The sequence below is a fragment of the Nocardia sp. NPDC052001 genome (assembly GCF_040680615.1).
In the GTDB taxonomy this organism is placed as follows: Bacteria; Actinomycetota; Actinomycetes; order Mycobacteriales; family Mycobacteriaceae; genus Nocardia.
On the sequence record NZ_JBFAXC010000002.1, the window covers coordinates 1,405,819 to 1,429,834 of the forward strand.

Below are 24,016 nucleotides of genomic sequence, written 5' to 3' on the forward strand. Positions count from 1 at the left end.
CTATGACGGGGTGAGCACCCGATCGATGAGATATACGGTGGCGGTGGGGGTATGGAAACCACCGCAGACCAAACCCGCCGCACCGATCCGGATGACCGGACCCGAGCGGGTGATGGTCAGGCTGTGACCCTCCAGCGTGGGATGGGTACCGGGCAGCGCCTCGGGCGTGAGCTCGAGCGGAATCGTCTGGTACGCGATGAGTTTGAGTACGGCGGCCGGATCGGTGCGGAAGGTCGCGGCCGCCTCGGGCGCCAACTCGGACAGCGCGGTGGCGGTGGGGATGAACATGGTGATGCGCCGGGGCGCGCGGCCCGCCCGCGCCGACCGGGCGGTCGGCGTCGCGGGCGGGTAGAGCAGCGCGTCCAGCAGCGCGGTATGCGGTGTGAAGGCCGCCGGATCTCCCGATGCCTTTGCGGCGGAGCGGTATTCATCGCAGCCGGGCCCGATCAGCTCGGGCGGTTCCGAATGCGCCGCACCGGCCCCGGCGGCGAGCGGCGGGACCGGGATCTCACCCGCGGCCTGCTCGGGCGGGCTGCCGAACGGGCCGGAGGCCGCGACGGCGAGCGCCAGCGCGGCCACGGCCGGATACCGCATCATTCTTCGGTCGCGGCGATCAGGCTGTTCGGGCGCATATCGGTCCAGTGCATTTCGACATAGGCCAGGCAGCCGACCCGATCGCCCTCGTAGACCGCCTGCCAGCCGTCCGGCACCGCGGCGAAGTCCGGCCAGAGCGAATGCTGGCCTTCGGCATTCACCAGTACGGCGAAGCGGCCCTCCGGGTTGTCGAACGGATTGGTGGCACTCATCGATGGTCCCTTTCTGCTCCGGTGTGGATGGAAACCTCCGACCGCCCGCCGATATCGCGCAGGTGGTCGCACAGCACCGGGCCGATCTCGTCGAGCGCCCGGGGTGAGCCCATATCGACATGCGAACAGGCGATGAAGCGTTCGTGGATCTCACCGCCGACGGTGCGCCGCCAGGGTCCGGCGCCGGGAATCGGCTCGGGCGGGCGGTTGGCGATGATCGGCGAATCCTGTTCGGTGGCGGTGAAATACAGCAGATCACCGTCGTAGCGGCCGGGCCGGAAGCTGTAACCCATGCTGGTTCCGGCCAGATATGCCGCGTACAGCCGTTCCACGTGCGCGGCATCGAGCGAGCCGAAGGGGCCCTGATGTTCGTGCAGCAGTTCGGCGGCCCGCTCGGAGGAGACGTTCTCCGCGGCCAGGCTCGCATCGCCCAGCAGCGCGGCGAGCAGTTCCCCGGCGCTGGGGTCGGCGATCTCGGGTTCGTCGGCCAGCACCCGGCTGTCCAGCATGGCCAGCAGGTCCACCCGCTCCCCCGCCGCCCGCAGCCGGATGGCGATCTCGTAGGCGATCAGACCGCCCAGCGACCAGCCAAGCAGGTGGTACGGACCGTGCGGCTGCACCGTCCGGATTTCGCGGATATAGCGTTGCGCCACTTGCTCGATGGTGTCCAGCCCGCTCGCGTCCTCGGTGAGGTGCGGCAGTTGCAGACCGTACAGCGGACGCTCGGATTCCAGATGCGGGAGCAGCCCGGTGTAACTCCAGGCCACACCGCTCACCGAGTGCACGCAGAACAGCGGCGGCAGTTCACCTTCGGCGCGAATGGGCAGCAGCGGCAGCAGCGCGGCCTCGATGGGATCGGGGCCGGTGCTGTCCGAGCTGCCCATGCGGGCGGCGATCCCGGCCGGGGTGGGATCCAGGAACAACGCCTGCATGGGTACTTCGATGCCGCCGCGCTCCCGGATGGCCGCCACCAATTGTGTTGCCAGCAAGGAGTTTCCGCCGAGCTCGAAGAAATTGTCGTCCGCGCCGACGGTGTCGAGCCCCAGTGCGGCACCGAAGCATTCGCACACCAGTGCCTCGGCCGCGTCGGCCGGAGCCCGGTAACCGGCCGCGGACAGCAGCACCGGTTCGGGCAGGGCGGCCCGATCGAGCTTGCCCGACGGGGTGAGCGGCAGTGTGTCGAGCACCGTGATCGCCTGCGGCACCATATATCCCGGCACGCTCAACGCGACGTGCCGGCGCAGCTCGGCGGGGTTCAGTCCCGCGTCACCACTGACGTACGCCGCCAGAATCATGGCGCCGCTGCCCATTTCGTACCCGATCGTGGTGGCCGCCCGCACTCCCGGATATCCGGCGAACGCGGCGTCGATCTCGCCGAATTCGATGCGGAAGCCGCGGATCTTCACCTGATCGTCACCGCGCCCGAGGTATTCGAGCTCGAGCCCGGCGGGCCGCGGCACCCAGCGCACCAGATCGCCGGTGCGATACATGCGCTCGCCCGGTCCGCCGAAGGGATGCGCGACGAACCGCTCGCTGGTCAGGCTCGGCCGATCGTGATAGCCACGCGCCAACGCGGTTCCGGCCAGGTACAGCTCGCCGGGGACGGCGAGCGGTACCGGGCGCAGCCGGTCGTCCAGCACGGTGAGCCCGAAACCGCGCAGCGGTGCGCCGATGGTGACCGGCGCGCCGGGGCGCAGCGGTGCGCTGATGGTCGCCGCCACCGTGGCCTCGGATGGCCCGTAGGCATTGAGCATGGTGCGCTGCGGTGCGCCCGCGGTCCAGCGTTCGACCAGTTCCGGTCCGGTGCGATCGCCACCGACCATGATCATCTCGAGTTCCTCGAGCTGTTCGGGTTCGATCGTGGCCAGTGCCGCCGGGGTGATGAAGGCGTGCGTAATCCGTTCCGAACGCAGCAGTTCGCCCAGTTCCGCGCCACCGAACACGGTGGCGTCGGCCAGCACCAGGGTCGCGGCTGACCCCAGTGCGAGCAGCAGCTCCAGGATCGCGGCGTCGAAACTCGGTGAGGCGAAATGCAATACCCGCGATTCGCCGGTGACGCCGCCGCGTTCGGCCAGCTCCGCGCTGAAGTCGGCGATGCCCGCGTGCGTGACGCTCACGCCCTTGGGCAGACCGGTGGACCCGGAGGTGTAGATCAGATACGCCGGATTGGCCGGATGCGGACGGCCGTGCAATTCGGTATCGGCCAGCGCCGCATCGGAATACGCGCGAATCTCGGTGGCGAAGGACGGATCGTCCAGCACCAGCCAGTGCGCGCCGTCCGGCAGTTCCGCCCGGCAGCGCGCCACGGTCAGGCCGATCGCGGCGCGGGAATCGGTGAGCATGTGCTCCTTGCGCCGGGCCGGGTACGCCGGATCGACGGGCAGGAACGCCGCACCGGTCTTGAGCACCGCGAGCATGGCGCGCACCGAGTCCACCGACCGCGGAATACCGACCGCGACATAGCTTTCCGGTCCGACACCGCGTGCGAGCAGCGCCCGCGCGAGCCGGTTGGTGGACAGATCCAGCTGCTGGTAGCTCATCTGGATCTCCCGATCGCGCACCGCGACCGTGCGGGGCGCGGTGGCGACGGCATTGCCGAACACCGCGGGGAAGGCCACCGGTCCGCGGGTGGCGGGACCGCGGGCGGGCACCAGGCGGCGGGTCTCGTCCGGATCGAGCAGGTCGAGATTGCCGACGGGTGCGCCCGGATCGGCCACGGCCGCCGCGAGCACCCGCACGAACCGCCCGCACAGCTGGTCGGCGGTGTGCGCGTCGAACAGATCGGCGGCGAAGCTCAGGCTCAGTTCGATACCGTCCGGAACCCCGTCGCCGGCTTGGGTTTCGGTCAGCGTGAATTGCAGATCGAACTTGGCCGCCTCGAAACCGGGATCCTCGGCCAGCACGTCCAGCGCGCCCAGCTTCGGCAATCCGGGCACGGTGTTGTGCACCGAGAGCATCACCTGGAACAGCGGATGGTGCGCCGCCGAGCGCACCGGATCGAGCGCCTCGACCAGCCGCTCGAACGGAATATCGGCGTGCGCGAAGGCATCCAGATCGGTTTCGCGCACGGTGTCGAGCAGCTCGGTGAACGAGCTCGCGCCCGCGACCCGGGTGCGCAGCACCAGGGTGCCGACGAACATGCCGACCAGACTGTCCAGTCGCGGATCGACGCGACCGCCGATCGGGGTGCCGACCACCACGTCCGAGGTGCCGCCGAGCCTGCTCAGCACCACCGCCAGCACCGCGTGCAGCAGCATGAAGACGCTGACCCCGTGGCGGCGCGCCAATTCGGTCAGTTCCTCGTGCAATTCGGCGTCGATGCGGGTGTGCACCGTGGCCCCGCGCTGGGACGGCACCGGCGGACGCGGCCGGTCGGTCGGCAGGGTGAGGCAGTCCGGCAGACCGGCGAGCTTGCCGGTCCAGTAGGCGAGCTGACGGGCGGCCGGACTCTCCGGATCCGCCTCACCGCCGAGCACCTCGTGCTGCCACAGACTGAAATCGGCGTATTGCACCGGGAGCGGAGCCCATTCGGGCGCGCGGCGCGCCTCCCGGGCCGTGTACGCCAGCGCCAGATCCGCGGCCAGCGGTGCGGCGGACGCGCCGTCGGCGGCGATGTGATGCACGACCAGGACCAGCACATGCTCCTGCGCGGAGAGGCGCAGCAGCCGGGCGCGAATCGGAAGCTCGCGCGTCACATCGAATCCCGTCGCCCCGAAGGACCGGATGAACTCCGGCACCCCGGCGGCGGCGACCTCGGTCACCGGCACCGCCAGCGCCGGATCGGCGACGGGCAGCACGATCTGATGCGGACCGTTCGCATCGGCCGGGTACACGGTGCGCAGCACCTCGTGCCGGTGCACCACATCGGCGACGGCCGCGCGCAGCGCATCGGTGTCCAGCGCACCGCGCAGGCGCAGCACCAGCGGGATGTTGTACGCGCCCGACACCGCGTCGAACCGGTTCAGCAGCCACAGTCGTTGCTGGGCCGGGGACAGCGGCACTCGCGCGGGCCGGGGCCGGGCCTGCAAGGCCGGGCGATGCGAACCGCCCGCGGACAACGCCCGATCCAGTACCACCGCAAGCGATTCCGGTGTCGGATGTTCGAATACCGCGCGCACCTCCAGGCGGCAGCCCGAACTCGCGGCGATACGCGCCACCAACTGGGTGGCCGAGAGCGAATTGCCGCCGAGGTCGAAGAAGCTGTGATCGGCGCAGACGCGTTCGCGACCGACCACCTCGGCCATGGCCGCGGCGATGGTGATCTCACTCGGCGTGACCGGCGCGCGACCGGTGTCGGCCACCGTCAGGGTCGGCTCCGGCAGTGCCCGGCGATCGAGTTTGCCGTTGGGCGACAGCGGAATCGACTGCAACGGCATGAAGGCCGTCGGCACCATATGGCCCGGAAGTCGCTGTGCGAGCTGGTCGCGCAGCTCCTTCGGGGTCACCACCGCGTCCGCCGTGACGGCGAACCAGCATACGATATGCGCGCGCCCGCCCTCGTCATCGCGAACCTCGGTGTGCGCGAATCGAACTCCCGCGCACGCCGCGACGGCCGCGGTGATCTCACCGAGCTCCACGCGGAAGCCGCGCACCTTGACCTGATCGTCGGCGCGGCCGACGAACACCAGATCACCCTCGGCGTTCCAGCGCACCAGATCTCCGGTGCGGTACATCCGGGAACCCTTGTCGTCGAACGGATTCGCCACGAACCGCGCACTGCTGAGCGCCGCGCGGCGGTGATAGCCGCGCGCCAGGCCGATACCGCCGACATAGAGTTCGCCGACCACGCCCGGCGGCACCGGCCGCAGGCGCGCGTCCAGCACCACCGTGGTCACCCCGCGCATCGGGCGGCCGAGCACGATCGGCCGATCCGGGCGCATGGGCTCGGAGAAGGTGGTGGCGATGGTGGCCTCGGACGGGCCGTAGCCGTTCACCATGTCGCGGCCGACTCCCCACTGCTGCACCAGATCCCGGTCGAACGCCTCACCGCCGACGATCATGGTGCGCAGGCTCGGCAGCGGCCAGCGCGCGGAATCGATACTGGCCAGCGCGGCCGGGGTGATGACCGCGTGGGTCACCGCATTGGCCTCGATCAGCTCGGCCAGCGGATCGCCGCCGTAGACATCGGTCGGGACGATCACCATGGTCGCACCGGCACACCAGGCGAGCAGCAGTTCCAGCACCGCCACGTCGAAGCTCGGCGAGGCCAGATGCATGGTGCGCGAGGCGGGTTCGACACCGAACCGGACCCGCTGCACCTCGGCGCAGTTGAGCAGACCGCGATGGGTGACCGCGACACCCTTGGGCAAACCGGTGGAGCCGGAGGTGTAGATCAAATACGCGATATCGTCCAGGCTCGGGGTTCGCCGCAGCTCCCGGTCCGACAGCGCCGCGCCCGACTGCTCGGCGGCCTCGTCGACCGGCATCCACTCGACGCCCGAATCGGCGGGCAGCGCACCGCGATCGGCCGCACGGGTGAGCCCGAAGCGCACCGCGGAATCGGTGAGCATATGCCGGATGCGATCGGCGGGGTGCCGCACATCCACCGGCAGGAAGGCCGCGCCGGTCTTGGCGATGGCCAGCGAGGCCGCCACCGATTCCACCGAGCGGGACAGACCGAGCGCCACCACGGTGCCGGGGCCGACACCGTGGCCGATCAGCTTGCGCGCCAACCGGTTCGTCCAGGCGTCCAGTTCACCGTAGGTGAGCGTCCGATCGCCCGCGACCAGCGCGGGATGATCGGCCCGGACCGCCCGGGCGAACAGCTCCGCCAGCGTGATCGACGCCGCGGCGGCCGCACCGCGCGCGGGCATGAGGGTCGAGCGCTCCCACGCCGAGAGCACATCCGCATCGCCCACCGCGGTGCGCGGAGCGGCCACCAGCGCCGCCAGCAGCCGGACGTAGCGGCCACCCATATGTTCGGCCGTCGCGGCGTCGAACAGATCGGTGGCGTAGGTCAACGACATCTCGATGCCGTCCGGAACACCCTGCGCGGTATGGCTTTCGGTGAAGGTGAACTGCAGATCGCATTTGGCCAGGCCGGGATCGACCGGGAACTCGGCCACCGCGACCTCGGGCAGGCGCACGGTCGGCGACCCCATATTGGTCAGCGACAGGCTCACCTGGAACAGCGGGTGGTGCGCGGTCGAGCGCACCGGATTGAGCACCTCGACCAGTCGCTCGAACGGCAGGTCGGCGTGGGCGAAGGCATCGAGATCGCCCTCGCGCACCGCCGCCAGCACCTCGGTGAACGCGGCCGCGCCGTCGATCTCGGTGCGCAGCACCAGGGTGCCGACGAACATGCCGATCAGCTCGTCCAGCGCCGCGTCACCGCGTCCGGCCACGGCCGTGCCGATGGCGATGTCACCGGTCCCGCTGGTGCGGGCGATCAGCACCGCCAGCACCGCGTGCAACAGCATGAAGAGGCTGACATCGTGGCTCCGGGCCGAATCCAGCACGCGCGCATGGAGTTCGGCGTCGATCCGGGTCACGATGCTCTCGCCGCGATGCGAGGCGACCAGCGGGCGCGGGCGGTCACCGGGCAGTTCCAGGCATTCGGGAAGGCCCGCGAGGTGTTCGGTCCAGTAGTGCAGCTGCTGCGCGGCGAGGCTGTCCGCATCGTCCTCACTACCGAGCAATTCGCGTTGCCACACACTGAAATCCGCGTACTGCACCGGCAGCGGCGACCATTCGGGCGCGGCTCCGGCGCCGCGCGCCCGGTAGGCGGTCACCAGATCCCCCGCCAGCGGTGTGAGCGACCAGCCGTCGGCGGCGATGTGATGGATCACCAGGATCAGCACGTGTTCGTCCAGGCCGACGCGCAGCAGTGCCGCGCGAATCGGAATCTGCGCGGCCAGATCGAATCCGGGCTGCGCGGGTTCGAGCGCATCGGCGGCCACGGTGTGCGGGCTGGACACGATGCGCGTGAACGGCACCGTCACCTCGGCCGCGTCCAGCACCAGCTGATGCGGTCCGTCGGCGTCCTCGGGGAAGATCGTCCGCAGCACCTCGTGCCGTTCGACGACATCCGAGACCGCCCGCTGCAACGCGGTCGCGTCCAGGCGTCCGGTCAGCCGCAGGCCCACCGGAACGTTGTAGGCCGCCGAGGCCGTATCGAACCGGTTCAGGAACCACAGCCGCTGCTGTGCCAGCGACAGCGGGATGCGCGCGGGCCGCGCACCGCCGGTCAGCGCCGGACGTGCGATGGCGCCGACCGAATCATCGAGCAGCAGCGCCAATTCCGCCGGTGTCGGATGTTCGAAGACCGCGCGGACCGCGAGCTGCTGTCCGGAGGCCGCCGCCAAGCGCGCGACCAGCTGGGTCGCGGAGAGCGAATTGCCGCCGAGTTCGAAGAAACCGTGATCGGCGCACACCTGATCGTGGCCGAGCACCTCGGCCATGACCCGCGCCACCAGCTTCTCCCCCGGGGTGCGCGGTGCGCGCCCCTGCGCACCCGCCGCCCAGGTGGGCTCGGGCAGGGCGCGACGATCCAGTTTTCCATTGGGCGACAGCGGAATCGACGCCAATGGCACGAAGATCGCGGGCACCATATGGGTGGGCAGGCGTTCGGCGACGAAGTCGCGCAGCAGCGCGGTATCCGGGATCGCCGGGCGTGCGCCCGCCGCACCGGAGCCGTCCCGATCACCACGCTGCCCCGCGCCCGCATCGGATGGACCGGCGGGAACGATGTAGCAGACGATCGCCGGACGACCCGCGGCGTCAGCGCGGATCTCGGTGTGCGCGAACGCGATTCCCTCGGCCTCGGTGACCACGGCGGTGATCTCGCCCAGTTCGACGCGGAAGCCGCGGATCTTCACCTGGTCATCGCTGCGGCCGACGAATACCAGTTCACCGGTATCGGTCCAGGTGACCACGTCACCGGTGCGGTACATCCGCTCGCCCGGCACCGTCGCGAACGGGTTCGCCACGAAGCGGTGCGCGGTGAGGCCGGGACGCCGAATGTAGCCGCGCGCCAGCCCATCTCCGCTGATGTACAGATCTCCGGCCACACCCGGCGGCACCGGGCACAGCCGTTCGTCCAGGACGACCACGGCGGTGCCGCGCACCGGCCGCCCCAGCGTCACGACGGCCGTATCGGCGGCCAGCGGTTCGGAGATCACGCTCATGATGGTGGTTTCGGTGGGGCCGTATCCGTTGTAGAAGGATCGCCCGACCGCCCAGCGCGCCACCAGTTCGGTGCCGACCGCCTCACCGCCCACCACCAGCGAGCGCAGTGCGGGCAGCCGCCACCGGGTGGCGTCGATGCTGGCCAGTGCGGCGGGGGTGATGAAAGCGTGCGTCACCCCGGTGCGTTCGAGCAGTTCGGCCAGTTCGTCGCCGCCGTACACCTCGGGCGCGGCGATCACCAGGGTCGCGCCCGTGCACCACGCGAGCAGCAGTTCGAGCACCGCGGCGTCGAAGCTGGGTGAGGCGAAATGCAGTGCCCGGCAGTCTGCTTCGATGCCGTAGCGGGTGCGCTGTTCGACCGCAAAGCCGCCCAGACCGCGATGGGTCACCGCCACGCCCTTGGGCACGCCGGTCGACCCGGAGGTGTAGACGATATAGGCGGCATCGTCGATGCCCAGGCCCCGGACGCGATCGTGCTCGCCGATCGGCGCGGCGCTGCCGGTCCGCTCCAGCTCGGCCAGCGTGAGCCAGCGCGGCCCCCGCGGCAAAGCCGTGACATCGGGCGCATTCGTCACACCCACGCGCGCACCGGAATCGGTGAGCATATGGGTGATTCGCTCGGTGGGATAGCGCATATCGATCGGCGCGAAAGCCGCACCGGTCTTGGTGACCGCCACCGTGGCCAGCACCGAATCCGGTGACCGGGACAGGCCCAGCGCGACGATATCGCCGGGGCCGACGCCGTGCGCGATGAGCGCGCGGGCCACCCGGTTGGATCGCTGATCGAGTTCGCCGTAGCTCATCGATCCCGAATCCGCCACTACCGCGAGGGCATCGCGCGAGGCCGCGGCGGCGGTGAAGAGTTCGGGCAGGGTCGCCGCGACCGGTCCGTTCACCCCGCGCGCGGGCACCAGTTCGGCGCGCTCGGGCACCGACAGCAAATCGATATCGCCGACCGCGGTATGCGGGCGGCCGCTCACCCCGGCCAGCAATCGAATGAATCGCGCGCCGAGCCGTTCGGCGGTCGCCCGGTCGAACAGATCGGTGGCATAGGTCAGGCGGATATCGATACCGTCCGGATCCCCCTGTGCGGTACGGGATTCGGTGAAGGTGAACTGGAGATCGAATTTCGCGATCTCCAATTCGATCTCGGCCACGGTGACCTCGAGCTCATCCAGGCGCGGCAGCCCCGGCATGGCGTCGTGCACCGACAGCATGACCTGGAACAGCGGGTGATGCGCGGTGGAGCGCACCGGATCGATGGCTTCCACCAGGCGTTCGAACGGAATATCGGCGTGCGCGAAGGCATTCAGATCGTGATCGCGCACCGAAGTCAGCAATTCGGTGAACGATGCCGCGCGATCGACCTCCGTGCGCAGTACCAGCGTGCCGGCGAACATGCCGATCAGCGGGTGCAGCCGGGCATCGGACCGGCCCGAGATCGGCGTGCCAACCGTGACATCGGCGACCCCGGCCAGCCGGGCCAGCAGCACCGCGAGCACCGCGTGCAGCACCATGAACAGCGTCGCGTCATGGTCGCGGGCCAGGCGTGCCAGCGCGGCGTGCGAGGAACCCTCCAGCCTCGTGGTCACCGAGGCGCCGCGTTGCGACGGCTGCGCCGGGCGGTTCCGGTCGGCGGGCAGTTCCAGGCATTCGGGCAGTCCGCGCAGGCGGTCGGTCCAGTACCCGAGCTGGCGGGTGGCGATACTTCCGGCATCGGCCTCATCGCCGAGCAACTCGTGCTGCCAGATGCTGAAATCGGCGTACTGCACGGGCAATTCGGCCCAGTCGGGCGCGGTGCCCCGCAGCCGGGCGGTGTAGGCCGCGGCCAGATCCCCGGCCAGTGGTGCGGTGGAACCGCCGTCGGCCGCGATGTGGTGCACGACCACCGCGAGCACATGCTCGTGTTCGCCGACGCACAGCAGTTCCGCGCGCAGCGGCAGCTCCGTGGTCAGGTCGAACCCGCGCACGGCCAGTGCGCACAGCCACTCCTGCACCGATTCGGCGGCCGAATCACGCACCGGCAGTTCGAATTCGGCCGCGTCCACGGGCAGCACCACCTGATGCGGACCCTCGGCGTCCTGGGGGAAGAGGGTACGCAGCGCCTCATGCCGCCGCACCACATCGCCCAGTGCCGCGGTCAGCGCCGCCCGATCCAGGGTGCCGCGCAACCGCAGCGCCACCGGAATGTTGTAGGCCCCCGACTCGGTGTCGAACCGGTTCAGGAACCACAGTCGCGCCTGCGCCGGGGACAGCGGCACCCGGGCCGGGCGGGTGGCCCGGCCGAGTTCGGGCAGCGCCGGATCATCCTGCGCCAGCAGCTCGTCCACGAAGCGGGCGAGCTCCTGCGGCGTCGGATGTTCGAAGACCGCGCGCACGCCGAGGCGGCGACCGGTCACGGTAGCGATGCGCGCCACCAGCTGGGTCGCCGACAGCGAGGTGCCGCCGAGTTCGAAGAAGTCATGGTCGGCGCACACGCTGTCCAGGCCGATGACCTCGGCCATCGCCGTGGCGACCATGATCTCGGCGGGGGTCTCCGCCGCCCGGCCCGGCGCCACTTCGTATTCGGGGTCGGGCAACGCCCGGCGGTCGAGTTTGCCGCTGGGCGCGAGTGGAATGCGTTCGAGCACCGTGACGGCCGCGGGCACCATGTAGCCGGGCAGCCGGGTGGCGGCGTGAGCGCGCACCGCGTCCCGATCCAGTCGCTCCGAACCGGTCGGCACCACATAGCCGACGATGCGCGGGGTGCCGGTGTCATCGGCGCGAATCTCGGTGTGCGCGAAGCCGATTCCGGGATATCCGGCCAGCACCGCGCTGATCTCGCCGAGTTCGATGCGGAAGCCGCGGATCTTCACCTGATCATCGCTGCGGCCGACGAACACCAGCTCGCCCGAACCGTTCCAGCGCACCACATCACCGGTGCGGTACATGCGCTCACCGGGGGCCGCGGCGTACGGATTGGCCACGAAGCGGTCCGAGGTGAGCCCGGCCCGGCCGACATAGCCTCGGGCCAGGCCCATCCCCGATACATACAGCTCGCCCGCCACTCCGACCGGCACCGGGCGCAGCCGGGTGTCCAGCACGGCGAGGGCGGCTCCTCGAATGGGGCGGCCGAGCACCACCGGGCGATCCGGGGCCAGCGCCTCCGAAATCGCCGGGGCCACCGTCGCTTCCGAGGGACCGTAGGCGTTGAACATGGCGCGATCGCCCGCCCAGTGCGCCACCAGATCCGGGCTGACGGCTTCGCCGCCGACCACCAGGCAGCGCAATGCCCGCAGCGGCCACGCCACCGGATCGATGGTCGCGAGCGCGGCGGGGGTGATGAAGGCGTGCGTGACCCCGTTGTCCTCCAGCAGCGCCGCCAGTTCGTCACCGCCGTAGATATCGGCGGCGGCGACCACCATGGTCGCGCCCACCGACCAGGCCAGCAGCAGTTCGAGCACCGAGGCGTCGAAACTCGGCGACGCGAAATGCAGGGTGCGGCTGCGTGATTCCAGACCGTATCGATCGCGCTGTTCGAAGGCGAAGGCGGCCAGGCCGCGATGCGGCACCGCGACGCCCTTGGGCACGCCGGTCGAGCCCGAGGTGTAGATGATGTAGGCCAGATCATCGGCCAGCAGCGGTCGCGAACGCTCCGAATCCGTTACCGGGGCAACGGATCCGGTGTTATCCAGTTCGTCGAGCAGTAGCCAGGACACGCCGGGTTCGGCGGGCAGGCGCTCGCGATCCGAGGCGATGGTCAGGCCCAATCGCACCCCGGAGTCGGTGAGCATATGCCGGATCCGGTCCTCGGGATGGCGCACGTCGACCGGCAGATAGGCCGCACCGGTCTTGGTGACCGCCACGGTGGCCAGCACCGATTCCAGTGAGCGCGCCAACCCCAGCGCGATCACCTGACCGGGTCCGGCTCCGTGGGCGATCAGGGTGCGCGCCAGGCGATTCGACAATTCGTCGAGTTCACGGTAGGTCAGCGTGCGCGTCCGCGAGATCAGTGCGATCCGATCGGGAGCGGTCGCGGCGGCGGCGAACAACTCCGGCAGGGTGCGGACGGTATCGGTGAGCGCGCCGCGGACCGGGGCCAGCGAGCGCGCCTCCAGCGGGGTGAGCAGTGCCAGATCACCTACGGCCGCAGCGGGATCGGTGATCGCCGCGTCCAGCAGGCGCACGAAGCGGCGGGCCATTTCCACCGCGGTGCCGCGGTCGAACAGATCGGTGGCATAGGTCAGGCACAGTTCGAGCTCGCCGGTCCGCCCGGTGCTGTCCGCCGCCTCGGTGAAGGCGAATTGCAGATCGAATTTCGCCGCGGCCGGGTCGATTCGGGTGATGCCGACCTCGAGGTCAGGCAGTCGCAGCGCCGGTGCGGCGAAATTGTCCAGCGACAGGCTGACCTGGAACAGCGGATGGTGCGCGGTGGAGCGATCCGGGTTGACCGCCTTCACCAGGCGTTCGAACGGCAGGTCCGCGTGCGCGAACGCCTCCAGATCGGCCTCGCGCACGGTGCGCAGCAGCTCGGTGAAGGACGCGCCACCGTCGACGCTGGTGCGCAGCACCAGGGTGCCGACGAAAGCGCCGATGAGCCGGTCGAGTTCGGGTTCGGCGCGGCCCGCGATGGCGGTGCCGATCGCGATATCGGAGCTGCCGCCGAGCCGGGCCAGCAGGACCGCGAGCACGGCGTGCAGCACCATGAACTCGCTGACCTCGTGCGCGCGAGCCAGTTCCGCCACCCGCACGGCCAGGTCCGCGTCCACGCGGGCGCGCACCGAACCGCCGGAATGGGTTGCCACCGTGGGCCGGGGCCGATCGGTGGGCAGATCGTGGCAGTCCGGGATACCGGCCAAGCGCGTACGCCAGTAATCCAGTTGCCGCGCGGCCACGCTCTGCGGATCGTCCTCGTCGCCGAGCAGCTCGGCATGCCAGACCGAGTAGTCCGCGTATTGCACCGCCAGCGGCGACCATTCGGGCGCGCGCCCGGTGCGGCGGGCCGCGTAGGCGGTCATCAGATCGGTCGCCAGCGGTGCGAGCGACCAGCCGTCCATGGCGATGTGGTGCACCACCAGCGCGAGGGCGTATTCGTCATTGCCGGTGCGCAGCAATTCGACTCGCAACGGCAGTTCCGCGGTCAGATCGAAGCCCTGTTCGGCGGCGACCTCGACATGCTGTTCGAGTTCGAGCGGGGAGGTCTCCAGTACCGACAGCGGCAGTGGCGCTTCATGAATCGGCATGACCACCTGGTGCACGCCCTCATCGTCGAGCGGGTAGAGGGTGCGCAGGATCTCGTGCCGGGCGATGACATCGGTGAGGGCGGCGCGCAGCGCGGGCTCGTCCATCGCACCGCGCAACCGCAGCGCCACCGGAATGTTGTACGCGCCGGAGGTGGGATCGAATTGATTGAGGTACCACAGGCGCATCTGCACCGAGGACAGCGGCACCCGCGCGGGCCGGGTGAGCGCGCCCAGTCGCGGCCGATCCGAGAACGTCTGTCCGGCAGCCTGATCCAGCACGCGGGCCAGGCCCTCGGGCGTGGGATGTTCGAAGACGTCGCGGACCGCCGGGCGGATTCCGCACGCGGCCGCGATCCTGGACACCAGCCCGGTCGCCGAGAGCGAGTTGCCGCCGAGGTCGAAGAAGCTGTGATCGGCGCTGACCTGCTCGCGGCCCAGCAACTGGGCCATCTCCGCGGCCACCAGGATCTCCGTCGGGGTCGCCGGCGCCCGGCCCGCGGTCAGGCCCGCGTCCCACTCCGGATCGGGCAGGGCCCGGCGATCCAGTTTTCCGCTGGGAGACAATGGGATCGAGGCGAGCGCGGTGACCGAGGACGGCACCATATGCGCGGGCAAACGGGTGCCCACGTGTGCACGCACCGCCCGGGCATCCACCGTATGCGGCGGATCGGCCAGCACATAGCTCACGATATGCGCGCGCCCGGCCGCATCGTGCCGAACCTCGGTGTGCGCGAAGCGAATCCCGGGCAGGTCCGCGACCACCGCGGTGATCTCGCCCAGTTCGATCCGGAAGCCGCGCACCTTGACCTGGTCATCGCCGCGGCCGACGAAGACCAGTTCACCGTCGCTCGTCCAGCGCACCAGATCGCCGGTGCGATACATGCGCGCACCGGCCGCACCGAACGGGTCCGCGATGAAACGGGCAGAGCTCTGCCCCGGCCGCGCGAGATAACCGCGTGCCAGGCCCGCGCCGCTGATGTACAGCTCGCCGATCACGCCGACCGGAACGGGTCGCAGATGACGATCCAGTACGGCCAGGCCGGTGCCCCGAATCGGGCCGCCGAGCACGATCTGCCGCTGCGGCACCAGGGCGTTCGAGATGGCGACGGCGACCGTCGCCTCGGAGGGACCGTAGGCGTTGAACAACCGGCGACCGGCCGCCCAGCGCTCGACGAGTTCCGCGCCCACCGCCTCGCCGCCGACGATCAGGCTGCGCAACGCCGGCAGGGCGTACGCGTCCGGATCGAGTCCGGCCAGCACGACGGGGGTGAGGAAGGCGTGCGTGACCTGTTCGCGCTCCAGCAGTTCCGCGAGTTCCGCACCGCCGTAGAGCTGTGCCGGGGCAATGACCAGCGTCGCGCCCGCGCCCCAGGCCAGCAGCAGTTCGAGCACCGCGGCATCGAAACTGGGCGAGGCGAAATGCAGTGTCCGGGAGCCGGATTCCACACCAAACCGATCGGCCATGGTGCGGGTGAAATTGGTGAGCCCGGTATGGGTGACGGCCACACCCTTGGGCGTACCGGTCGATCCCGAGGTGTAGATGAGGTAGGCGATATCCGACATCCGTTGCGGTGCCGTGCGATCGGCATCGGTGATCGGACCGTCCGGCAGTGCGGTGACGCGGGCGGTGAGCGCCGGATCATCCAGGACCAGCCAGCTGACTCCATGATCGGGCAGCGCGGCACGCTGGGCAGTCATGGTCACACCGATGCGGGTGCCCGAATCGGTGAGCATGTGCGCGATGCGCCGCTCCGGGTAGGCGGGGTCGACGGGCAGGAATCCCGCACCCGATTTGGCCACCGCCACCGTGGCGCACACCGAGGCGATGGATCGCGGAATACCGAGTGCCACAATCGTTTCCGGGCCGACGCCGTGCGCGATGAGCAGGCGGGCGAGCCGGTTCGACCGCCGATCCAATTCGGCATAACTCAGTTGCTCGTCGCCGAAGCGCACCGCGATGGCCGCCGGGTCGATCGCGGCCGCTGCCGCGAAGATATCGGCCAGCGTGCGCTCCGGGGCCGCCGCCGGACCCGAAACCGGTGTGAGGGCGGCGATTTCAGCCGGGGTGAGCAGCGGCAGCGCGCCGACCGGACGCTCCGGATCCGCCACCGCGGCGGTGAGCATCGCGGTGAACCGTTCGGTGAATCGGCGCGCGGACTCCGCCTCGAACAGATCGGTGGCGTAGGTCAGGGCGAGGTCGATGCCCGCCGGATCACCCTGTGCGGTCTGCCTTTCGATGAGGGTGAATTCCAGATCCCAGCGGGCCCCGCCGGTGGCGAGGGCACTGGCAACAGCCTCCAGTCCGGGCAGTCGCAGCGGTGCCGGGGTGGAGCTGTGCAGCGACAGCATCACCTGGAACAGCGGATGATGTGCGGCCGAACGGGTCGGGGCCAGGGCGTCCACGAGCTGTTCGAAGGGCAGTTCGGCGTGTGCGAAGGCATCCAGATCGGCTTCGCGCACGGTGCCGAGCAGATCCGCGAACGATGCGCCGGTATCGACGGCGGTGCGCAGCACCACCGTGCCGACGAACATGCCGATCAGATCGTCCAGGCGCGGATCCGTACGGCCCGCGACCGGTGTGCCGATGGCGATGTCCTCGGTCGCGGCCAGTCGCGCCAGCATCGCCGCCAGCGCGGCGTGCAGCACCATGAACACGCTGACGCCGTAGCGCTGGGACAGCGCGGTCAACGCGGTGTGCAGACCGGCGTCCAGCGATGCGTCGATGGTCGCGCCGCGCTGCGAGGCCACCGCGGGACGCGGCCTATCGGCGGGCAGTTCCAGGCATTCGGGCAGCTCGGCGAGCCGGTCGCGCCAGTACCCGAGTTGTTCCGCGACCAGACTGTCCGAATCCTCGGGGCTGCCGAGCATATCGTGTTGCCACACACTGAAATCCGCGTATTGGACCGGCAGCGCCGACCATTGCGGCGCGGAGCCGGAACGGCGGGCCGCGTACGCGGTCGCCACATCCGCGGCCAGCGGGGTGAGCGACCAGCCGTCGGCGGCGATGTGGTGAATGACCACCACCAGCAGGTGCTCGTTCGCGCCCAGCCGCAGCAATGCGGCGCGGATCGGCAGTTGCGTTGTGAGATCGAAACCGGCGGAAGCGAATTCGAGCGCATCGGCATCGGCGGTGCCGACGCCCGAGTCGATGGCGGCGAAGGGCACCTCCACCGTGGTCGCCCGCACCACCTGGTGCGGCCCCGTGGCGTCCTCCGGGAAGACGGTACGCAGCACCTCGTGTCTGCCCACCACATCCGTCAGGGCCCGGTGCAGGGCAACGGGTTCCAGGCTTCCGGACAGTCGCAGTCCGATCGCGATGTTGTACGCGCCGGATGTGCTGTCGAACCGATTCAGGAACCACAGTCGCTGCTGCGCCGGCGAGAGCGGCACCCGAGCGGGGCGCTCCCCCGCTTCCAGCACCGGCCGCGTCACCGCGGGCATCGAACGGTCCAGCAGTGCGGCGAGCGCGCCGACGGTGGGCGCGTCGAACAGCGTCCGCACTTCCACCCGGGTACGCAGGGTCAGGCCGAGTCGGCCCGCGACCTTGGTCGCCAGCAGCGAATTACCGCCGAGGGCGAAGAAGTCGTCGTCCAGACCGACCTGTTCGATGCCGAGCACCTCGGCGAGAGTCGCGGCCACCGCCCGTTCGGTGCGGGTGCCGGGCGCGCGGAAGCGGGCCACGGTGAACACCGGTTCCGGCAAAGCGTTCCGGTTCACCTTGCCGGTCGCGGTCACCGGCAGTTCGGGCAGCACCATCAGCGCGGCCGGAACCATATAGGCGGGCAGCAGTGCGCCGAGCCGGGTCCGCAGCGCGTCCGGGTCGATATCCCGGCCAGGTGCGGGCGCGAGGTACGCCACCAGCTGCTCACCGCGTCGCACGTCCGTATGCGCGAGCACGACAGCGGCGTCGACGTCGTCCTGCGCCAGCAGCGCGGCCTCGATATCGCCGAGTTCGATGCGGAATCCGCGCACCTTCACCTGGAAGTCGGTGCGCCCGTGGTACTCCAGCTCTCCGGCCGCGCTCCAGGACGCGAGATCGCCGGTGCGGTACATGCGTTCGCCCGCGGTGGCCGCGAACGGATCCGGTACGAACCGCTCCGCGGTCAGCGCGCCCAGCCCGATATAGCCGTGCGCCAACTGGATTCCCGCCAGGTACAGATCGCCGACCACCCCGGCGGGCACCGGGCGCAGGCGGGCGTCGAGCACATAGACCCGGGTGTTCCATTCCGGGCGGCCGATCGGCACACCGTCCGCGTCTGCGTCGTCGACCAGGTGCGCGGTCACCGAGACCGCAGCCTCGGTAGGGCCGTACAGGTTCCACAGCTGGACAGCGGGATTGGCGCGGCGGAAGCGCTGTGCGATCGCGGCGGGCAGCGCTTCGCCGATGGCGAGCACCGCGCGCACCGAATCCGATAGCTCCGCCTGCGAACCGGCGGTGAGCGCGGTCAGCAGCGACGGCACCAGGTGCAGTACCGAGACCCGCTGTTCCCGGATCAGCGCGGTCAATCGGACCGGATCGCGCTGGGCGTCCGCGGCGGCGATCACGGTGCGGCCGCCGGTGAGCAGGCCCGAATAGAACTCCCAGACCGACAGGTCGAAGGTGGCGGCGGTCTTGAGCAGCACGGTGTCATCACCGGTGATGCCGAAAGTGGTTTGTTTCCAAAGCAGTTGGTTGACCACCGCGCGATGCGGCACCGCGACGCCCTTGGGCCGGCCGGTGGAGCCGGAGGTGAAGATGACGTACGCGGTGTTCAGTGCGCGCAGCGAGGTGATCCGGTCATGGTCGAGCACCGGGTACGGCGGCAGCGCGGACAGATCGAGCGCATCGATCTCGAGCACCGCGATGCCGTTGTGCGGCAGGCTGTCCGAGTCCCCGCGCACGGTCAGCACACAGTTCGGGGCGGCCGTATCCAGGATGGCCGCCAGGCGTTCGACGGGCTGATCCGGATCCAGCGGCACATACGCCCCGCCCGCGGCGGACACCGCGTACATGCCGACGATCAGCTCCACCGAGCGACGCATGGCCAGCGCGACCCGGACCTCCGGTCCGACGCCGAGTGAGATCAGATGGCGGGCAAGGCGATTCACCCGTTCGGAGAATTCGCGATAGGTCAGCGACGCCGGCTCAGCCGGGCCGGACGCGTCCACCAGGGCCACCGCCCCCGGTGTGCGCGCGGCCTGTGCGGCGAACAGCGAGACCAGGGTCTGGCGCGGGTCGACCGGATGGCCAGTGGCGTTCCAGCGCTGCAGGATGCGCCGGCGCTCGGCCCGATCCAGCAGCTCCAGCTCACCGATCACCTGATCGGGGCAGACGGCCACATCGGCGAGCAGCCGTTCCAGGCGACCGGCGATTCCGGCCACCGTGCTCTCGTCGAAAAGATCCGTGGCATAGACGAAGTGGCCGGTGATACCGGCCGGTGCGCCCGACTCGTCGTACTCGTCGGTGAGCACCAATTGCAGATCGAATTGCGCGACACCGGTCTCGATCTCACTGCCGGACACCGTCACTCCGGGCAGTTCGATACCGATGCGGCCCAGGTTCTGGAAGGAGAAGCCGATCTGCACCAGCGGATGCCGGGCGGTGGAGCGCACCGGGTTCAGCTCCTCCACCAGGCGCTCGAACGGCAACTGCGCGTGCGCGAACGCCGCCAGATCCAGGGCGCGCTGCCGGATCAGCAAGGTGCGGAAGGATTCGGCGGGATCGGGCTGCGCCCGGAACACCACCGTGTTGACGAACATGCCGATCAGGGCGTCCAACTGTGCTTCACCGCGACCGGCGACCGGGGTGCCGACCGCGATATCGAGGCCGCCGGACAGCCGGGACAGCAGTACCGCGAAGGCCGCGTGCACGGCCATGAACAGGGTCGCATCGGTATCGCGCGCGAGCCGCAGCAGATCCGCGTGCGCGGCGGCGGGCACCGATACGCCCGCCTTCGCACCTCGGAAGGATTGCACCGCCGGGCGGGGGCGATCGTAGGGCAGCGACAGTTCATCGGGCAGATCGGCGAGCCGGGTGCGCCAGTAATCCAGTTGTGCCGCCGCAAGACTCGACGGATCGGCGGCATCACCGAGGGCTTCGGCCTGCCACCGGCTGTAATCGGCGTACTGCACCGCCAGCGGAGCCCAGCCGGGGGCGCGTCCGGCAGTGCGCGCGGTGTAGGCGTGCGAGAGATCCGCGAAAAACGGTGCGAGCGACCACCCATCGGCCGCGATGTGGTGAATGACCACGGCCAGCACGTGATCCCGGGCTCCGGTGCGCAGCAGTTCCATCCGCAGCGCGGTCTCGGTGGTCAGGTCGAATCCGCGAGAGGCGATGGCGCGCAGGCGATCGTCGAGTTCGGCGGCGTTCACCTCCGCGAGTTCGAGCGCCGGTACCGCACGCTCCGCGGCCAGGATCAGCTGGTGCGGCCCCTCGGCGCTGTCCGGGAAGACGGTGCGCAGCGGTTCGTGCCGGGTGATCAGATCCGCGACCGCCGCGCGCAGTGCCGCGATATCCAGATCACCGGTCATGCGGACCGCGAAGGGGATGTTGTAGGTGCGGGCACTCGGATCGAAGCGGTTGATGAACCAGACGCGCAGCTGCGCCGGGGAGAGCGGGATATGCGCCGGACGCGGGCGCGCGACCAGCTCGGCACGCGCCGGTGCGGGCAGCAGCGTGGCCACCCGGGCGGCCAGACCGGTGACCGTGGTCTCCTCCAGCACCAGCCGAACCGGTACGGCCACACCGAGTTCCGCGCCAATGCGGGCGGCCACCCGGGTCGCGCTCAGCGAATTGCCGCCGAGGGCGAAGAAGCCGTCGTCCAGGCCGATGCGCTCGATCTCGAGCACCTCGCCGAGCACCGCCGCGACCACACGCTCGGCCGAGGTGACCGGTGCGCGATAGGTGACGGTCGCCGCGACGGGCGCGGGCAGGGCCCGACGATCGAGTTTGCCGTTGGCGGTCAAGGGGATCGCGTCCATGACCACGCACGCGGCGGGCACCATATAGTCCGGCAGACGTTCGCCCAGCGCCGCTCGCAGTTCCGGAATATCCAGTGCGGCAGCGGATTCGGTGACCACGTAGGCGACGATGGCGGGTTCGCCGGAATCGTCGTCGCGCACGATCACCGCGGCCTGGCCGATGCGGTCCTGGGCCAGCAGCGCGGCCTCGATCTCACCGAGTTCGATGCGGAAGCCGCGCACCTTGACCTGATCGTCGGCGCGGCCGAGGTATTCGAGCTCTCCGGCGGGGGTCCAGCGCCCCAGATCGCCGGAGCGGTACAGCCGGGTGCCCGGCGCGCCGAACGGGTCCGCCACGAAACGGGTCGCGGTCAGCGCGGGCTGCCCCAGATAGCCGCGCGCGAGTTGTTCACCGCTGACATAGATTTCACCGGCGACGCCGATCGGTACCGGCCGCAGCCGATGGTCCAGCAGGAAGATGCCGAGTCCGGGGATGGCGTGCCCGATACCGCCGCCGCCCGCCGCCGCGGCCGCGCGATCGAGGGCGCGATAGGTGACGTGCACGGTGGTCTCGGTGATGCCGTACATATTGATCAGGCGCGGCGCGGTCTCCTCATGCCGCTGATACCAGTCCGCCAGGCGGCGCGGCTCGAGCGCCTCACCACCGAAGATGATGTAGCGCAACGCCAGTGGCGGTGCGCTCGGATCGAGGTCCGCCGCCGCCCGGTCGGCGGCGACCAGCTGGGAGAACGCCGACGGGGTCTGGTTCAGCACCGTCACCTGTTCGCGGCGCAGCAGTTCCAGGAACAGCTCGGGCGAGCGGGAGGTCTCATAGTCCACCACCGCGAGCGCGCCGCCGTGCAGCAGCGGGCCCCACAGCTCCCACACCGAGAAGTCGAAGGCGTAGGAGTGGAACAGCGTCCACACATCATGGTGATCGAAGGCGTAGTCGGCGGCGGTGTTCGCGAACAGGGTCACCACATTGGCGTGCGGGATCTGCACGCCCTTGGGGCGGCCGGTGGAGCCCGAGGTGTAGATGACGTAGGCGATATTTCCGGGTGTGAGCGCGCCGATCCGGTCGGCCGGGGTCACGGGTGAGCCGTCCGCGGCCGGATCGACCGCCTCGATCATGATCACCGGAAGCTCGCCCGGCAGCGCCGAAGGCAGTGCGGCGGTGGTGATCACGCAGGCCGGGCGGGCGTCGGAGAGCATGTACTGGATGCGATCGGCGGGATAGTCCGGATCGACGGGCAGATATCCGCCGCCGGACTTGATCACCGCGAGCAGTGCGACCACGAGATCGATCGAGCGCGGCAGTGCCACCGCGACCAGCGTTTCGGGTCCGACCCCGTGCCGGATGAGCTCCCGGGCCAGGCGATTGGCCCGGGCGTCGAGTTCGGCGTACGTCAGGGTCGAATCGCCGTGCAGTACCGCGGTCGCCCCGGCGTGCGCGGCGACGGCGGCGTCGAACAGTTCGGCCAGGGTGGTGGTCGCGCGCAGCGACCGGGCCGGGGTGAGCGCCCATTCCCGCAGTACCAGCTCACGTTCGGCCGGGCTCAGCACCGTCACCTCATTGAGCCCGGATTCCGGTGCGGTGGTGAGGAATTCGGTGAGGTAGTCCAGGAAGCGGCGGTGGTGCGCGCGCAGCTCCTCGGCGGTGTACCGGGCCGGATTGCCGATGAAGTCGACATGCAGTTCACCCGGGCCGGAGCCGTTGTAGATATTGATCGACAGGTCTTCGACCGCACCGGTGGACAGCAGGTGCATGGTCGCCGCGGCGTCACCGAAGCGAATGCCGTTGTGGAACAGCATGATGTTCAGCACCGGGCCGAAGAAGCTGCGGTGTTCGCCCGCGCCGCCGCGATCGCGCTGCATATCCTCGTGCCGGTAGCGCTGGTGACGCAGCGCGTCCCGAATGTTCGGGCCGACCGTCGCGGCCAGGTCCGCGATGCTGCGGGCGGCGGCGATATCGATGTGCAGCGGAATCACATTGGAGACGTAGCCCGCGGACATGCGCAGCTCATGGGTGGTGCGCGCGGTGACCGGCAGACTCAGCGTGACTCGCGAGCGTCCGGTGACCGCGGCCAGATACGCGGCGACGCCCGCGGTGAGCAGCGTCGCGCGCGATTCGCCCAGTCGTTCCCGCGCCGAATCGAGTTCGGCGAGGCAGGCCGGTGCGAGCATGCCGCCTTCGATCCAACGATCGGCCTCGGCGGGACCGTAGCGGTCGCTGAGGGTGAACGCGGAGTCGATGGCGTCGAGCTGGGTGCGCCAGAAGCGCCGGTCCTGTTCGAAGGCCGACGATTCCCGGTAGGCGGATTCGTGTTCGTACAGCGCGCGCAGATCGGGCGCGGCGGCCGGACTGGGCGCGACGCCGTCGGTGAGCGCGTTGTAGTGCTCGGCGATCCGCGCCACCAGCAGCATGGCGCCGTAACCGTCGATGGCGATGTGATGCATCTTGGCGTACCAGAGGTATTCGGCCTCGCCGGTGCGCAGTACGGCCGTGGCGTAGAGCCGGTTGTCCAGCAGTGCGATGGGCTCGGCGCAGTCGCGCCGCATCCAAGCCATGGCCGCGGCGCGCGGATCGTCGCAGGAGCGGAAGTCGTGCCTGTCGATATCGATGGAATCGTCCGGTAAGACCAGTTGCCGTGGGCTGCCTGCTACCTCGATGATGCGCAGCCGAAAACTCTGCAAATCATCAGCACATAGACGCATGGCGTGACCGAGGCGAGGAATGTCGAAATCGCCGTGGATCTCGACGTACTGCGCGACCGTCAGCGGGACACCGGGCGCGATGTGCTGGGCGTTCCAGATACCAGTCTGCGCCTCTGACAAGGGGAAAGAGCTAACGGTGTCCGATGCGTCACGACCTGCGGGCTCCGAGGCCAAGGCGGTCATCAAAACACTCCAATCGCCGATAGA

Annotated in this window: 3 protein-coding genes; all 3 read right to left on the reverse strand. The window is 69.9% G+C overall.

Features of this window, described 5'->3' with window-relative positions; translation table 11 throughout:
• The 3 genes from AB0L82_RS14925 to AB0L82_RS14935 are packed head-to-tail and all read right to left on the reverse strand — an operon-like array spanning position 1 to position 23,992.
• Positions 1-594 carry a fasciclin domain-containing protein gene (locus AB0L82_RS14925; RefSeq protein WP_364635618.1) on the reverse strand — a complete coding sequence of 198 codons (594 nt, stop codon included), beginning with the start codon at positions 592-594 and terminating at the stop codon, positions 1-3.
• Positions 594-806 (reverse strand): MbtH family protein, encoded by a 213-nt coding sequence (locus AB0L82_RS14930; protein ID WP_364635621.1) that lies wholly within the window; start codon positions 804-806, stop codon positions 594-596. Before AB0L82_RS14930 ends, AB0L82_RS14925 begins: the two co-directional genes overlap by 1 nt.
• Positions 803-23,992 (reverse strand): non-ribosomal peptide synthase/polyketide synthase, encoded by a 23,190-nt coding sequence (locus AB0L82_RS14935; protein WP_364635624.1) that lies wholly within the window; start codon positions 23,990-23,992, stop codon positions 803-805. Before AB0L82_RS14935 ends, AB0L82_RS14930 begins: the two co-directional genes overlap by 4 nt.
• Positions 23,993-24,016: the final 24 nt, after the last annotated feature.